We start from the raw sequence: 15,335 nt of genomic DNA, 5'->3' as shown, positions 1-15,335 counted from the left end.
GGGGTTGATCCGGTTCTATGCTGACGAGGCCTGAGAAAACGCTTTCCGGATTCGTTATATGAGTTCTATCAACCGGACCGCCCATCCGTCAACCATTGGCAGCGTTGTGAGAAAGCGTTTTCTACCCCGGCGCGGCGGCCGCACGGGAAAAGCCGGGAAAACCGTGCGGGAAAATTCGGGAAAAGAAGAGAAATCGCTTTCCCGTCCCGTTATATGCTTTCACGTACGACATGCTCTGACTAGTACGTCGACAAGGAGTTGGCCGGGTACCCCCGCCAGCGGACTGCGCCCGGGCCTGCCGGCTCCGGCGCTGAGGAAGGGGCCACTTATGGTCAGGAAATCGGCTTCCGGCCGGATCGGCATCGCGGATGTTGCCCTCAAGGCGGGCGTCTCGCACGCCACGGTTTCGCGCGTCATGAACGGCAACTTCACTGTTGACCCTGAGATCGCCGCCCGCGTGAAGGCAGCTGCGGCTGACCTGAAGTACCAGCCCAACCCGGTGGGACGAAGCCTGGCCCTCGGCAAGACCGACACCATCGGCATCGTGGTGCCGGACCTGGCCAACCCCACTTTCCAGGCCATCCTCCGCGGCCTCAGCCGGGCGGCCGCCCAGGACGGCTACCGCGTCCTCATCGCCGACTCCTTTGAAGTCTCCAGCGAGGAGTCCATCCTTGCGGGTGAGGCGCGGCGGCGCTGCGATGGCCTGGTCCTGTGCGCTCCGCGCATGAGCGACGCCGAGCTGGAAGAGCTGGCCCCGTCACTGCGCCCGCTGGTGCTGATCAACCGCACCACGGCAGCCGCCGATGTTCCCAGCCTGGTGGTGGACTACGGCCAGGGCGTGCAGGACATCGCCGAACATTTGGTTGAGCTCGGGCATACCCGCCTCGCCTTCCTGGCAGGGCCTCCCCGCAGCGCGTCCAACAACCTCCGGCTCCAGGGCCTGGAGGCGTTCAAGGCCGCCCATCCGCATGTTGAGGTCACCATGCTTGAAGGCGGCTCCGATTTCGACACCGGCCATGGGTCAGTAGACGCGGTGCTGGAGAGCGGTGCCACCGGGATCCTGGCCTTCAACGACCTCGTGGCCATGGGCCTGATGAGCGGGCTGCACGAGCGCGGCCTTGACGTTCCCGGCGACATCTCCGTCACCGGGTTTGATGACATCCCCTTCGCCAAATACACGACGCCGACGCTCACCACGGCAGCGGTGCCCATCACCGAGCTGGGGGCGGAGGCATGGCACCAGCTGCGGGCCCTCATCCGGAATGAAGCGAGCCAGACTCCCGGCAGCCGCTACCAGCCGAGGCTCGAAGTGCGGGCCAGCACGGGCCCGGCCAAGGCCGCCCGCACCGCGGTGCACGGCTGACATCCGCTCACGGGGCTGGCCGGGCCTCCGCCGGATCCAGTCCTGCTTCCTTGTAGTAGCCCTGGATGTGGGCGGCAACGAGCCTTGCCGCCCGTTCGCCGTCGTCATTCCTGATGGCGGCGAGGATGCCGCCGTGCTCCGACTTCAGCCGCGATGCCGTGTCCTCCCAGTCGGGGAGGCTGGAGGTGATCTGCGCGGCATAGCTCTGGATGGATTCGCGCAACGATCCCATCATGGCGCTCACGACGGCATTGCCGGCGGCGTCGGCCAGGGCAAGGTGGAACCGGACGTCCAGCGCCAGGAACTCGTCGACGGCAAGCCCTTCCGCGGCCATCTGGTCCAGCAAGGCGGCGGCTGTCTCCAGCTCCGGCGCGTCCGGCCTGGCTTTCGACGCGGCCCAGGACTCGAGGAGCACCCGGGTTTCCACGATGTCCGCCACCGGAAGGTGCTGGGTTGCAACGTGCAGCCGCAGGGCAGAGCCGAGGGCCGCCGTGGGATCCGAAATGACCACCGTGCCGGCCTCCGGACCCGAGCCGACCCCGGCCCGGACCACGCCCATCGCCTCAAGGATCCTGATGGCCTCGCGCACGGACGTTCGCGAGACCTTCAGCTGTTCCGCAAGCGTGCGCTCGGCCGGAAGGCGGCCGCCCACGGTCAGCCTGCCCTCCGAAAGCTCATTTTCGATCCACGACAAAACAAGCTGGTGCGTCCGCATAGGGCAATGGTACTTGATGTGGTTGGACCACATGGCCTACAGTGTGGTTAGACCACAGGAGGTCCCGGATGCGGACCTGCCGGCCAATGGAGGACGCCATGACCCACACCATCCAGCCCAACAATCCGGAAGCAACTCCCGCACCGGACGCGACGGATATTCCGGCCACAACGCCGCCCGCCCCGTCCACTACCCAGGCACCGGCCGCTCCCCCGGCCGCCGCTGCCGTGCCGGCGGCGCTGAAGCGCCGCATCCCGAAGTACTCGGACCTGGCTCCGCTGATGCAGTTCAAGAAGCCGGAGTTCAGCAAGGAAGCCCGGCTCAAGCGGGCCAGCACGGTCTGGGAGCTGCGGGACATCGCAAAGCGCCGCACCCCGCAGGCGCCTTTTGACTACACGGACGGCGCCGCCGAAGCGGAAATCACCCTTCGGCGTGCACGCCAGGCCTTCCTGGACATCGAATTCCGGCCCGGCATCCTGCGGAACGTCTCCGCGATCGACCTCAGTACCGACATCCTGGGCAAGCCGTCCCGCCTTCCGGTGGGGATCGCGCCCACCGGCTTCACGCGGATGATGCAGTCCGAGGGCGAGTACGCCGGTTCCCAGGCAGCCGAGGCCGCCGGCATCCCCTACACGCTGTCCACCATGGGCACCGCGTCCATCGAGGATGTTGCCGCCGCCGCACCGAACGGCCGCAACTGGTTCCAGCTGTACCTGTGGACGGACCGCGACCGCTCGCTGGAACTGATCGAGCGCGCCGCCAAGGCGGGTAACGACACGCTGATGGTCACCGTGGACACCGCCGTCGCCGGCGCCCGCCTCCGCGATGTCCGCAACGGCATGACCATCCCGCCGGCGCTGACCATCAAGACTGTCCTTGATGCGTCCTACCGGCCCGCCTGGTGGTTCAACTTCCTCACGCATGAGCCGCTGACCTTCGCTTCCCTGTCCCGCTACACCGGCACCGTGGCGGACCTGATCAACTCCATGTTCGACCCCACCCTGACGTTCGAGGACCTGGACTGGCTGCGCGAAACCTGGAAGGGCAACCTGGTGGTCAAGGGCATCCAGACCGTGGAGGATGCCCGCCGGGTTGTTGACCATGGAGCGGACGGCGTCATCCTGTCCAACCACGGCGGCCGCCAGCTGGACCGGGCCCCCATCCCGTTCCATTTGCTCCCCGAGGTCAAGGAAGCCTTCACCAAGGACAACACGGATGCGGCGATCATGCTGGACACCGGCATCATGAGCGGCGCGGACATCGTGGCAGCCCTCGCCCTGGGCGCCGACTTCACGCTGATCGGCCGCGCTTACCTGTACGGCCTGATGGCCGGCGGCCGGGCGGGCGTTGACCGCACCCTGCAGATCCTCGAGAAGGACATGGCCCGCACCATGGCGCTGCTGGGCGCCAGCAAGATCTCCGAGCTGACCCCGGACCACGTGCGCCTGCTCAACAACTAAGCCCCGCCCGACTGGCTCGCAGTTAACGCACCGAAATCCGGATTTGAATGCGTCAACTGCGAGTCAGTTGGATTAAGAGCTACTTCTTCCGGCCGAACTTCGGCAGGTTGGGGAGGTTGGCCAGGAGATCCGCGGCCTTGGTGGCGGCGCGCCCCACGGTCCTGCCGATCTGCTGGGGCACGCTGTCATCACTCAGTGGCGCGGTGGTTCCGCCGGGAATCACGACGGCGGGACTCAGGTCCGCACCGTCCCTCGCCAAGACTCCGGCGGACACAGCCTCGGCCGCTACTGCGCCGGCGGTCGCGGCCTCCTTGTGTGCGGCAGCCGCCTTCCTGGCTTGCGCGGGCGCAGGTTCGGCCCGCTTGGCGTCAGTGGCTGCGGCCGGGGCCGCGCCGGCTGCCGCAGCCGGCGCCGGTGCCGCCGAACCGACGTCGAGCGTTTCCAGCCAGCTGGCAATCCCCTCCAGCGGCTTACGGTTCAGCGCGTAGTAGCGCTTCTGCCCCTGGGCCCTCATGCTCACCAGCTGGGCTTCGCGGAGGACTTTGAGGTGCTTGGAAATGGTGGGCTGGCTTGCCGCCAGTTCCTCCACCAGTTCGCCCACGGCCTTGTCTCCGGAACGGAGGGAGACGAGGATGTCCCGCCGGGTCGATTCCGCTATGACGGCAAATACGTCGTCTGTCACCATGCCTCCCACCCTAGCGACATATACGCCCAAAGGCATCAACTATTTCGGCCGGTACCCGTCACCATTGCCCCGGTTTCCCGCCAGTGCTAGAACGGTGTCACTGCTGCCCGGATTCCCGCGCGGCGGCCACCATGGCTTGAGGGGTGGGTGGTGATGGAGTTCCTTCGCCAGCAAGCAACTGTTCAATATCATCGCGTTCGTGTTCCTGGGCCTTTTCGTGGCGGTCTGGGGCGCGGTGCTGCTGCGCGTCGGATTCTGGGTGCCGGACGGACGCACGGTGGCGCCGCCGCTCAACGGGGCCCTGGTCACGGGCTGTCCTGTTGCTCTGGCTGGCCAAAGGGACGGCATCAACGGACCTGATCGGCGCTTTCGCGTTGTCCCTGCTGGGCTGGCTCATCGGCGCTGCCGGGGTGGTGTTCCAGACGGAAAAGCCGAGCAGCTGACCAGGCAATCAGCGCAAGGAAGTTAAACCGGCACCGGTCGAACCGCCGGTCAGTCGAACCAGGGGTCCAGCCCGTGGAGCGGGAAGACTGCCTTCCTCGTGGCCATGACCGTCCTGTCCACGGCATCGTTGGGGTCGAAGCCCACTTCCCAGGACCGCCACCACAGTTCCACGTCGTCGCCCATCAGGAGGGGGGCGTCCCTGCCGAATTTTGCCAGGACATAGGCGCGCCAGTCCTCCGGGACGGGAGTGCGCAGCGGCACGGGCCGCCCTGACGCGATGGCAATCAGGTGGCTCCAGGACCGCGGGACCACGTCCGTAACGTTGTACCCGCCACCCCCGGTGGCGATCCAGCGGTTGTCGCAGTGCCGGGCGGCGAGACTGCCGACGGCGGAGGCGGCCTCCCGCTGCCCGTCAACGCTGAGGTTGAGGTGTGTCAGCGGGTCCGTGCGGTGGGAGTCGCACCCGTGCTGGCTGACGATCACCTCCGGCTGGAAAGCGGCCACCAGCTGCGGCACCACCGCGTGGAAGGCGCGAAGCCAGCCGGCATCCCCCGTCCCTGACGGCAGGGCGACATTCACCGCCGTCCCCTCGGCCTGCGGACCGCCGATCTCATTGGCGAATCCGGTTCCGGGGAAGAGCGTAAGGCCGCTCTCGTGCAGCGAAATGGTGAGCACACGGGGATCATTCCAGAAGATGCTCTCCGTCCCGTCCCCGTGGTGGGCGTCGACGTCGATATATGCCACCTTGCTGATGCCGCCGTCGAGCAGCTTCTGCACGGCGAGTGCAGCGTCGTTATAGATGCAGAACCCGCTGGCCCGTTCGCGGGCGGCATGGTGCATGCCGCCGCCGAAGTTAACCGCGTGCAGCGCGGAGCCGTCCAGGATCCGGGAAGCGGACAGCAGTGACCCGCCGGCCAGCCGGGCTGCCGCCTCATGCATGCCGGCGAAGGCGGGATCGTCTTCCGTGCCCAGCCCGCGGGCCTCATCGGGCTCCGCTGGGTTGGCGCTGACCCTGCGGACCGCCGCAACAAAGTCTGCGGAATGCACCGACTCCAGCGCGGCGTCGTCCGCCACTTCGGGCGCTTCCACCACGACGTGGTCCAGGCCGAACAAACCCAGGCTGCCGGCGAGGCGGGCTGTCAGGTCCATCCGCTCCGGCGCCATCGGATGGCCCGGACCGAAATTGTAGGCAGTCATGTCAGAACTCCACGCCACCACCGTTGGGGGCGCGGGCTGGCTGAGACCCGGGAGGTATGTCATCAATCACAGGCTACCTGAGCCGGCGGCCCCTCCTGCCCGGCCATAACGCCGCATTAGTGGTTTACTACTGAGGGAAGCAGTTTCTACCGAGGAAAAGCCACACATGACGCAAAGCCAGTCGAGGCCCCGGAACCCGGCCAGCTGGCATCCCGCAGCGCAGGAGCGGGAAGGCCTCTGGATCCTTACGCGGCTGCGCGACTTCATTGACGACATCGCAAACACCTCCCCGGCCCGGCTTGCCCTGACGGTGTTCGCCGCCGTCTGCCTGGTCTTCACACTCCTCCTCTCGCTGCCGGTCTCGTCCGCCGCCGGCACCCCCACCCCGGTCCACCAGGCGCTGTTCACGGCCGTTTCGGCCGTGTGCGTCACCGGCCTGACCGTGGTGTCGACGGCGGTCCACTGGTCCTTCTTCGGCCAGCTGGTGATCCTGGTGGGCGTCTTCATTGGAGGCCTGGGCACGCTGACCCTGGCCTCCTTGCTTGCCCTGATGGTCAGCAAGCGGCTGGGCGTGCGGGGGAAAATCATCGCGGCGGAATCCATGAACAACGCAGGCCGCCTGGGCGAGGTGGGCACCCTGCTGCGGATCGTCATCACAACATCAGTGGTGATCGAAGGAATGCTGGCGCTTGCCCTTGTCCCGCGGTTCCTGACCCTGGGAGAGCCGTTCTGGCAGTCCGTGTGGCACGGGATCTTCTACTCCATCTCGTCCTTCAACAATGCCGGTTTTACCCCGCATTCGGATGGGATCGTGCCTTACGAAACGGACCTTTGGATCCTGGTCCCGCTGATGCTCGGCGTCTTCCTGGGAAGCCTCGGGTTTCCCGTGGTGATGGTCCTCCAGCAGAACGGGCTGAACTGGAAGAAGTGGAACCTCCACACCAAGCTCACCATCCAGGTGTCCTTCATCCTCCTGTTTGCCGGCACTTTCCTGTGGGCTTTGATGGAGTGGGACAACCTGCGGACCATCGGGACCATGGATTTCGATGACAAGGTGACGCATGCCCTGTTCGCCTCCGTGATGATGCGGTCCGGCGGCTTCAACCTGGTGGACCAGAACCAGATGGAGTCCACCACCATGCTCTTGACCGACGCGCTCATGTTCGCCGGCGGCGGCTCGGCATCCACGGCCGGCGGCATCAAGGTCACCACCATCGCCGTGATGTTCCTGGCGATCGTGGCGGAGGCCAGGGGCGACACCGACGTGCAGGTCTACGGCAGGACCATCCCGCAGGGCACCATGCGCGTTGCCATCTCCGTGATCGTCGCGGGCGCCACCCTGGTGTCCGTGTCCGCCTTCCTCCTGCTGCACATCAGCGGGGCGTCCCTGGACCGGGTGCTGTTCGAGACCATTTCGGCTTTCGCCACCGTGGGTCTCAGCACCAACCTCAGCGCAGAGGTGCCGCCGTCGGGCGTTTACGTCCTTGCCGCCCTGATGTTCGCCGGCCGCGTCGGCACCGTGACCCTGGCGGCCGCCCTGGCCCTCCGCCAGCGCAGCCAGTTATACCACTATCCCGAAGAGAGGCCGATCATTGGCTAGTTCCCCAGACGCCCCCCGGCGCCCCGCCCACAACGCTCCAGTGCTGGTGATCGGGCTGGGCCGCTTCGGTTCATCCACGGCAGAACAGCTGGTCAAGCAGGGCCGGGAAGTCCTGGCTATTGAACGGGACCGGTCCCTGGTGCAGAAGTGGGCACCGCTGCTGACCCACGTGGTGGAGGCCGACGCCACCAACATCGATGCGCTCCGCCAGCTCGGCGCGCAGGAGTTCAGTTCCGCCGTCGTGGGCGTGGGCACGTCCATCGAGTCCTCCGTGCTGATCACGGTCAACCTGGTGGACCTTGGCATCGAGCACCTGTGGGTGAAGGCGATTACGCCGTCCCACGGCAAGATCCTCACCCGGATCGGCGCCAACCATGTGATTTATCCGGAGGCCGACGCCGGCGTCCGCGCAGCCCACCTGGTGTCCGGCCGGATGCTGGACTTCATCGAGTTCGACGACGACTTCGCGATCGTGAAAATGTACCCGCCGCGCGAAACGGTGGGGTTCACCCTGGACGAGTCAAAGGTCCGTTCCAAGTACGGCGTGACGATCGTGGGCGTGAAGTCGCCCGGCGAGGACTTCACCTATGCCCGCCCGGAGACCAAGGTGTCCTCCCGGGACATGCTGATCGTGTCCGGCCACGTGGACCTGCTGGAACGGTTCGCTGCCCGGCCGTAATTGCACGGGTGCCTGGGCCCCCGCCCGCCGGGTTCCCTGGCCGAGCTTGCGAGGTTAGGGAGCGGGTGGGGACTAGCCGAGCTGCCTGGTGATTTCGGCTGCCCGCTCCGTAGCCGCGCGGGCACCGGCCACAATGATGGCGGGAAGGCCCCGCTCGTCAAAAGTGGCGATGGCCCGTTCAGTGGTGCCGTTCGGGCTGGTCACTGCCTTGCGCAGCGCTGTTGGATCCGCCCCGGGCTCGGCCAGCATGAAGCCGGCCCCGGCCACGGTTTCCCTGGCAAGGAGAACGGACAGTTCCGGATCCAGGCCCAGTTCCCGGCCGGCTGCCGCCATTGCTTCCGCCAGGTAGAACGCGTAGGCGGGTCCGGAGCCGCTGATGGCCGAGACCGCGTCCACCTGCTCCTCGGGGACCTCCACCACTGTTCCCGCACCCCGCAGGACGTCCTTGACCTTTTGAAGCTGCTCCGGGGTGCAGTGGGTCCCCGGCGACACCGACACCACGCCGCGGCCCAGCTTCGCCGGTGTATTGGGCATGGCGCGGATTACCGGCTGTCCCGCCGGCAGTGCGGCCTCGAGCTGGGCGATGGACACCGCGGCAGCCACGCTGACCACCACGGCGGTTGGTGAGAGGGAGCGGCTGATCTCCCGCGCAAGGTCAAGGATGCCAACAGGCTTGACGCCAAGGATGACAACGCCGGAGCCCTTGGTTGCCTGTTTGTTGTTGTCCGGCTCCTCCTCACCGGCAATCGCGGTCACGCCGTGGTGCCGCTCGGCCAGTTCCGCGGCACGCCCGGCACGCCGGACCGTTGCGACGACGTCCGCGGGATCCGTCCCCGCTTCCAGCAGGCCACTCAGAATTGCTTCGTTCATGGATCCACAGCCCAGGAAGGCGATTCGGTTGCTCATGGCTCCATCATTACAGTTAGGCCCGGCCGGCGCCGAAAATGATGACCACGGGGTGGACAACCCGGTAATTAGGGAACCGGCTGAAATGCACTCACAGGTGGCTCACATGTAAGGCGCAGGTACCTCACAACTTGGGGTCCTAACGTAGTTATTACCTCATTGAGGGTGCGAGTGATGCGGCAGGGATGGGGATCCCTGCCAGGGCACCGGCGGTCGGCAACAGGTTTTCCCCCATTTTCCTGTTGTGGACGCCGGTGCTTCCGCTTTTAACCGGCTCGTGTGCCGCGGGCACCGTCCGGCAGGGCCCTAGGCCGGGGCTTCGACAGCCTGCGGCGCCGCCACGTGGGGCGCAGGTTCCAGCGGCCCCGAAAACACCAGCTGGTCCAGCCGGCGCAGGATCAGGCCTTCACGCAGGGCCCAGGGGCAGATCCGGAGCTTCTTGAACCTGAAGAGCTCCAGCGCGGCCTCGGCAACGAGTGCTCCGGCCAGCAGCTGATGGGCACGTGCCTCGGAAACCCCCGGCAGGTGCAGCCGGTCCTCGGCCTTCATCGCCGAGATGCGCTGCGCCCACACTCCAAGGTCCGTCGCACGGAGCTCCCGCTTGACGTACGGGCCGGCCGCGCTCGGGGCCGCGCCGGCGATCCGTGCAAGGGAGCGGAAGGTCTTGGATGTTCCCGCCACGACGTTGGCACGGCCCAGCCCGTCGAATTCCCGCACCGCGGGCTTGAGGGTGGCCTGGATGTACCGCCGCAGTTCCTTGACGCTCTTGGCTGACGGCGGGTCCTCGGATAGCCAGTCCCTGGTGAGCCGGCTGGCACCCAGCGGCACGGAGGTGGCAACTTCCGGAAGTTCGTCCTGGCCGAAAGCCATCTCAAAGGAGCCGCCGCCGATGTCCAGGTTGAGGATGGGCCCGGCGCCCCAGCCGTGCCAGCGCCTGACGGCAAAAAAGGTCATCGACGCTTCTTCGCTGCCGGTGAGCTCCTGCAGCGTCACAGTGGTTTCGTGTTTTACGCGCGCCAGGACTTCAGGGCCGTTGGTGGCCTCGCGGATGGCCGACGTACAGAACGCCAGGAGGTCCTCGGCCTTGTGCCTGGCGGCAAACTCCCAGGCTTCCAGCACGAATTCGGTGAGCTCGTGCTGGCCGGCGTCGTTGATGCTGCCGTCCGGTTCCAGGTACTGGACCAGGGACAGCGGCCGCTTATGCGAGGCGAAAGGTACCGGGCGCGCGCCGGGGTGGGCGTCCACCAGGAGGAGATGGACAGTATTGGACCCGATATCGAGGACGCCTAGCCGCATGGTGACATTATTGCTCGTCAGCCCGCTTGAAGTCGCGCTTGATGTTGGCCACGCCCTCAGGGTTGATCTCGAACCCGTAGGCGGCGCCCGGGTTGATAACCATGCCCAGCTCCTCGCCGATGTTCGCGATGATGGCTGCGCCCTGGGTGCCCAGCACGTTCGGCGCAGCGTCAAGGTACTGCTGGTCCACGCGGCTGGGGTGCGAGAAGACGGCAAGCACGGGATCGCCGTCGGCATTGCCCAGGACCAGCGGCTCCACCTGGGAGTCCTCGCCCTCGATGCCGTCCGAACTGATGATGTAGACCTCGCTGTTCAGGAAGGACAGGATGACGTCCACCGGGTTGGCGTCGGGCTGCCCGCCCTTGGCGAGCTTTTCCTCGAGGTCGTTCAGGGGCTGGAGATCCGTGTGCGCAGGCTGTTCAGTCATCCCTCTACCCGATCACGATCCCGTGCGGCATGCAAACGCCCGGCTACTTCTTCGCGGTGGCCTTTTTCTTGGCCGGCGCCTTGCGGGTGGCCGTGCGCTTTACCGGGCCCTTGGCGCGCTTCTCGGCCAGGAGCTCCACGGCCTGCTCGCGCGTCAGTTCCTCCAGGGACGTGGCCCGCGGGACGGTGATGTTGGTGATCCCGTCCGTGATGTAGGGGCCGAACCGGCCTTCCTTCACCACGATGTTCTTCTCCGACACGGGGTCCGGGCCGAACTCCGCCAGCGGCGGGACGGCAGCCCGGGCTCCGCGCTGCTTCGGCTGGGAGTAGATCTCCAGCGCCTGGTCCAGCGTGATGGTGAAGATCTCCTCCTCCGAGCCGATGGACCGGGAGTCGGTTCCCTTCTTCAGGTATGGACCGAACCGGCCGTTCTGCACCGTGATGAGGTTGCCTTCGGCGTCCTCGCCCAGGACGCGGGGGAGGCTCATGAGCTGCAGGGCCTCGTCCAGCGTTACCGACTCAACGGTCATGGACTTGAACAGCGAGCCCGTGCGCGGTTTGGCCTTGACGGGCTTCTTGGGCGGCTTGGGCTTGCCGTTCTTGTAGTACTCCACCGGCTGCGCAGCGATTTGTTCCTCGGTCATCTCCGGGATGATCTCGGTGACGTAGGCGCCGTAGCGGCCGTTCTTGGCAACAACGGTGTGGCCGGTGTGCGGGTCCGTGCCCAGCACGCGTTCCTCGGGGGCAGCGGTCTCCATCAGCTCGATGGCCTTGGCAGCGGTCAGCTCGTCCGGAGCCAGGTCCTCCGGCACGTTGGCCCGGGGCGACTCCACGATCTCCCCCGTCTTCGGGTCAACAGTGGCGGCTGAGCTTTCCAGGTACGGGCCGAACTTGCCCACCCGGAGCGTGATCTGGTCCGTGATGGGAATGGAGTTGATTTCCCGCGCGTCGATTTCGCCGAGGTTGTTCACGATGCTCAGCAGGCCCGGATCCGAGTCCTCGCCGAAGTAGAAGTGCCGCAGCCAGGAGGCGCCCACGGCCTGGCCGTTGGCGATCTTGTCCAGGTCGCCTTCCATGTCCGCGGTGAACTCATAGTCCACATAGTCGCTGAAGTGCTGCTCAAGCAACCTGATGACGGAGAAGGCGATCCAGCTGGGGACCAGGGCCGAGCCCTGTTTCCGGACGTAGCCGCGGTCCTGGATGGTGGAGATGGTGGAGGCGTAAGTGGACGGGCGGCCGATGCCCTTCTTCTCCAGCTCCGCCGTCAGCGATGCTTCCGTGTAGCGCGGCGGCGGCGAGGTCTCGTGGCCCACGGCGATGATGTCGGACGCCTTGAGGGCGTCGCCCTTGGCCACATTGGGGAGGCGGCGGGCTTCGTCGGAGTCGTCGTCGCCGCGGGTCTCGTCCTTGCCTTCCTCGTAGGCGGCAAGGAAGCCGGGGAAGGTAATCACTGTGCCGGACGCGGAGAACTCGGCGTCCCGCCCGTCAGCGGACACGGCGCCCAGGCGGATGGTGGCCGTGGAGCCCTTGGCGTCAGCCATCTGGGAGGCGACGGTGCGCTTCCAGATCAGCTCGTAGAGCCGGAATTCGTCGCCGGAGAGCTGCTTGGCCACCTGGGCCGGGGTGCGGAACGAGTCGCCGGCGGGGCGGATGGCCTCGTGGGCTTCCTGGGCGTTGGCTGCCTTGCCGGTGTACACACGCGGGGACTGCGGGATGTACTCCGGGCCGTACAGCTCCGAGGCCTGGCGGCGGGCAGCGGTGACGGCTTCGTCGCTCAGCGCGGACGAGTCCGTACGCATGTAGGTGATGTAGCCGTTTTCGTAGAGCCGCTGGGCCACCTGCATGGTGCTCTTCGAGGAGAAACGCAGCTTGCGGCCTGCCTCCTGCTGCAGCGTGGAGGTGGTGAACGGCGCAGCCGGACGGCGGGTGTACGGCTTGGTGTCGACGGACCGGACGGTGAACGAAGCATCCTGCAGCCCGGCCGCCAGGGACGCAGCCAGCTCCTCATTGAGGTGGGCGACGTTCTTCGAGGTGAGGACGCCGTCGTCGTTGAAGTCCCGGCCGCTGGCTACCTTGGCGCCGTCCACGGCGGCGAGCTTCGCTTTGAACGAGCCGGCGTCTGCGCCGAACTGGCCCGTGAGGTCCCAGTACGAGGCGGCTTTGAAGGCCATCCGTTCGCGTTCGCGGTCCACCACCATGCGGGTCACCACGGACTGCACGCGGCCGGCGGACAGGCCGCGGGCCACCTTGCGCCACAGCACCGGGGAAATCTCGTAGCCGTACAGCCGGTCCAGGACGCGGCGGGTCTCCTGCGCATCCACCAGCGCGGTGTCCACATCGCGCAGGTTGCCCATGGCGCGCTGGATGGCTTCCTTGGTGATTTCACCGAAGGTCATCCGGTAGACCGGGACCTTGGGCTTGAGCACTTCGAGCAGGTGCCACGCGATGGCTTCGCCCTCGCGGTCCCCATCGGTTGCGAGGTAAAGTTCGTCGGCGTCCTTGAGCGCGGCCTTGAGCTCAGTCACCTTTTTCTTTTTGTCCGGGGAGACCACGTAGTACGGCTTGAAGTCGTGTTCAATGTCGACGGCGAACTTGCCCACCGAGGTCTTCTTCAGCTCAGCGGGGAGCTCGGACGGCTGGGGAAGGTCGCGGATGTGACCAATGGAGGCCTCTACGATGAAGCCCTCGCCCAGGTACTTGGCGATGGTCTTGCTCTTGGCCGGAGACTCCACAATCACGAGTTTCTTGCCGGTTTTGGCCTTGCTTGGCACGGTGCTCCTACAGAAAAAGGTTGCTCGGGCAGATGCGCCCATACTGGCCTAGTTCACCATATTTTGCAGAAATGTGCGCATCCATGTGGAAAAGTAGGGGGTTCCCCTGCAGGTCCTAGGCGCCCTGTTCCGGGGCCGGGATCAGGAAACCGTCGCGGACCAGATTAGCCACTTCGGTGAGCAGCCCGGTCCGGAACGAGCCGGCGTCGAACCCCTCCTCCCCCGCCATTCCGCCGCCCAGCAGCGCCTCCAGCGCCCCGGCGATCTGGCCGGCGGTCAGGTCGCCGTCGCACGCTGAAACGAAGCCGGCCAGCTCGGTGCTGAGCAGGTTGGTACGGCGCAGGCCGGCGCCCTGGCGCAGCAGGATGACCCCCGGGTGCTCGGCGCCCGGCCGCTGGTGACGCTCCTCCGTGACGTCGTCCGCCACCAGCAGGTGCGCATCCTCCAGGGCGTGCACGGCCAGCCAGTCGATGCGTTCGACGGCGGCCCCCAGGTGGGGTCCGATGGGCTGCTCAATGGGGTACGTGATTTCCTCGAACCTGCTGATGGCGGCCTGCCCCGGTTCAACGGGCCGGCGCAGCCAGACCATGCCGAAACCGATGCCCTCCACGTTCCTGGATTCGAAGTCTGCGAGGTAGGCGGCGTAGGCCTCCCGGTAGTGCTGCCGGTCCCGGCCCTCCGAGGCGTCGCGCAGCCATGTTTCCGCATACTGTTCCGGCCCCACCTGCTCGCGCTGGATGAACCAGGCGTCAACGCCCGGACTGGCCCAGCTTTGCGGCCGTTCCTGCCATGACGTTCCCCTAATGACCTCCCAGTTGCCTAAAAGCTGGGCTGTTCCGCCGGGTGCCAGGACGTCCGGCAGGCCGGCAACGAGGGCCGCCACGATCTCATCGCCCGGCAGGCCGCCGTCGCGGTACGTGAACTGCCCTGCTGCGTCCTCCCCTGCGCTGCGCGGCGTGATCACGAACGGCGGATTGGACACCACCAGCCCGAACTCCTCGCCCTCGACGGGGTCCAGGAGTGAGCCCAGGCGCAGGCTGACCCGGTCCGCAAGCCGCGCGGGATCAACGGAGAGGGCCTGCGCATTGAGGAGGATGTTGAAGCGGGTGAAGGCCAGGGCGCGTTCGGAGATGTCCGTGGCGGTGACGTGCCGGCAGTGCTGGAGCAGGTGGAACGTCTGGATTCCGCAGCCCGTGCCGAGGTCCAGGGCGCGTTCGGCGCGGCGGCGGGCGGTGGTCTGCACTAGCGTGGTGGAGGCATGGCCGATGCCCAGGACGTGGTCGTGCCGGAGCACCCCTTCCTGCTGGTGCGCCGCCAGGTCGCTGGCCACCCAGAGTTCCGTGCCGCCGCCGGCTGCGTTGTCCCCGGCGGTGCCGTGCCAGCCGTAGGGCCGCAGGTCCACCTTCGCTGCCAGCAGCCCTGAGCCTGGAACGGGTTCAACCAGCCCCAGCGTGAGCAGGCCTACCGCACGGATGCCGGGAAGGGCGGCGTCGAGCGTCTCCGCCGCCTGCGGCTCGGCGAGAAGCCAGAGGCGGACGACGGCGGCGAGCGCCCTGTTTGCCTCGTCCTGCCGCACGGCGCGGTCGGCGGCGAGCAGGGCCGGGATGGTCTGGTCCCGGTCCAGCGCTGCGGAGGCGGCGGGGCCCAGGAACCGGGCGACGCCGTCGGGCGTGTAGTCGAGCCGGCGCAGGTCCGCGGCGAGGGCGGCGAGCAGCTCCGGCTGGTCGCTGCGGGGGGCGTCCGGGGTGTTGCCGGCGGTGAACTCGTACGGGGATTCAGGCACCGCTCAAGTT

Annotated in this window: 13 protein-coding genes; 5 read left to right on the top strand and 8 right to left on the bottom strand. The window is 66.9% G+C overall.

From position 1 onward, the window contains the following. Positions 1 to 328 precede the first annotated feature (328 nt). Positions 329 to 1,363, top strand: coding sequence for a LacI family DNA-binding transcriptional regulator (locus U7114_RS05530; RefSeq protein WP_157241174.1), 1,035 nt, complete (start codon positions 329 to 331; stop codon positions 1,361 to 1,363). A gap of 7 nt (positions 1,364 to 1,370) precedes the next feature. Here U7114_RS05530 and U7114_RS05525 read toward each other — a convergent pair whose 3' ends face one another. After that, positions 1,371 to 2,078: a FadR/GntR family transcriptional regulator gene (locus tag U7114_RS05525; RefSeq protein WP_157241172.1), complete on the bottom strand. Its 708-nt coding sequence runs from the start codon at positions 2,076 to 2,078 to the stop codon at positions 1,371 to 1,373. A gap of 98 nt (positions 2,079 to 2,176) precedes the next feature. Here U7114_RS05525 and U7114_RS05520 point away from each other — a divergent pair, with 98 nt between their 5' ends. Continuing rightward, positions 2,177 to 3,538, top strand: a complete 1,362-nt coding sequence (locus U7114_RS05520; protein WP_321214372.1) for an alpha-hydroxy acid oxidase — start codon at positions 2,177 to 2,179, stop codon at positions 3,536 to 3,538. 79 nt (positions 3,539 to 3,617) lie between these two features. Here the strand turns inward: U7114_RS05520 and U7114_RS05515 are convergent, their stop codons facing one another. Beyond that, positions 3,618 to 4,223, bottom strand: coding sequence for an ArsR/SmtB family transcription factor (locus tag U7114_RS05515; protein WP_157241168.1), 606 nt, complete (start codon positions 4,221 to 4,223; stop codon positions 3,618 to 3,620). A gap of 320 nt (positions 4,224 to 4,543) precedes the next feature. Here U7114_RS05515 and U7114_RS05510 point away from each other — a divergent pair, with 320 nt between their 5' ends. Beyond that, entirely contained in the window at positions 4,544 to 4,666 is a 123-nt protein-coding gene (locus U7114_RS05510) for a hypothetical protein (protein WP_323056721.1), read from the top strand. Positions 4,667 to 4,715: 49 nt separating this feature from the next. Here the strand turns inward: U7114_RS05510 and U7114_RS05505 are convergent, their stop codons facing one another. Then, positions 4,716 to 5,927 carry an acetoin utilization protein AcuC gene (locus U7114_RS05505; protein ID WP_157241166.1) on the bottom strand — a complete coding sequence of 404 codons (1,212 nt, stop codon included), beginning with the start codon at positions 5,925 to 5,927 and terminating at the stop codon, positions 4,716 to 4,718. A gap of 103 nt (positions 5,928 to 6,030) precedes the next feature. Between U7114_RS05505 and U7114_RS05500 the strand changes: the two genes are divergently transcribed. Further along, on the top strand, positions 6,031 to 7,464 hold the full coding sequence (locus U7114_RS05500; protein ID WP_323056720.1) for a TrkH family potassium uptake protein: 1,434 nt from the start codon (positions 6,031 to 6,033) through the stop codon (positions 7,462 to 7,464). 40 nt (positions 7,465 to 7,504) lie between these two features. Continuing rightward, entirely contained in the window at positions 7,505 to 8,143 is a 639-nt protein-coding gene (locus U7114_RS05495) for a potassium channel family protein (protein ID WP_171059109.1), read from the top strand. 72 nt (positions 8,144 to 8,215) lie between these two features. Here U7114_RS05495 and proC read toward each other — a convergent pair whose 3' ends face one another. The 5 genes from proC to U7114_RS05470 all read right to left on the bottom strand — a co-directional run bounded on the left by proC (position 8,216) and on the right by U7114_RS05470 (position 15,325). Then, complete coding sequence (proC, locus tag U7114_RS05490; RefSeq protein ID WP_321214374.1) at positions 8,216 to 9,049, bottom strand: pyrroline-5-carboxylate reductase; 834 nt, start codon at positions 9,047 to 9,049, stop codon at positions 8,216 to 8,218. A 306-nt stretch (positions 9,050 to 9,355) separates the two neighbouring features. Beyond that, a complete protein-coding gene (locus U7114_RS05485; RefSeq protein ID WP_157241159.1) occupies positions 9,356 to 10,345 on the bottom strand; it encodes a Ppx/GppA phosphatase family protein in 990 nt (329 codons plus the stop codon). A gap of 7 nt (positions 10,346 to 10,352) precedes the next feature. Beyond that, positions 10,353 to 10,772 (bottom strand): SseB family protein, encoded by a 420-nt coding sequence (locus U7114_RS05480; RefSeq protein WP_321214375.1) that lies wholly within the window; start codon positions 10,770 to 10,772, stop codon positions 10,353 to 10,355. A gap of 43 nt (positions 10,773 to 10,815) precedes the next feature. Next, entirely contained in the window at positions 10,816 to 13,542 is a 2,727-nt protein-coding gene (topA, locus tag U7114_RS05475; protein ID WP_323056719.1) for a type I DNA topoisomerase, read from the bottom strand. A 115-nt stretch (positions 13,543 to 13,657) separates the two neighbouring features. After that, complete coding sequence (locus U7114_RS05470) at positions 13,658 to 15,325, bottom strand: methyltransferase (protein WP_323056718.1); 1,668 nt, start codon at positions 15,323 to 15,325, stop codon at positions 13,658 to 13,660. Between the last annotated feature and the right edge of the window lie 10 nt (positions 15,326 to 15,335).

It is taken from the genome of Pseudarthrobacter sp. C1 (assembly GCF_034720455.1).
Taxonomy (GTDB): Bacteria; Actinomycetota; Actinomycetes; order Actinomycetales; family Micrococcaceae; genus Arthrobacter.
This window is presented reverse-complemented; position numbering and strand designations above follow the sequence as displayed.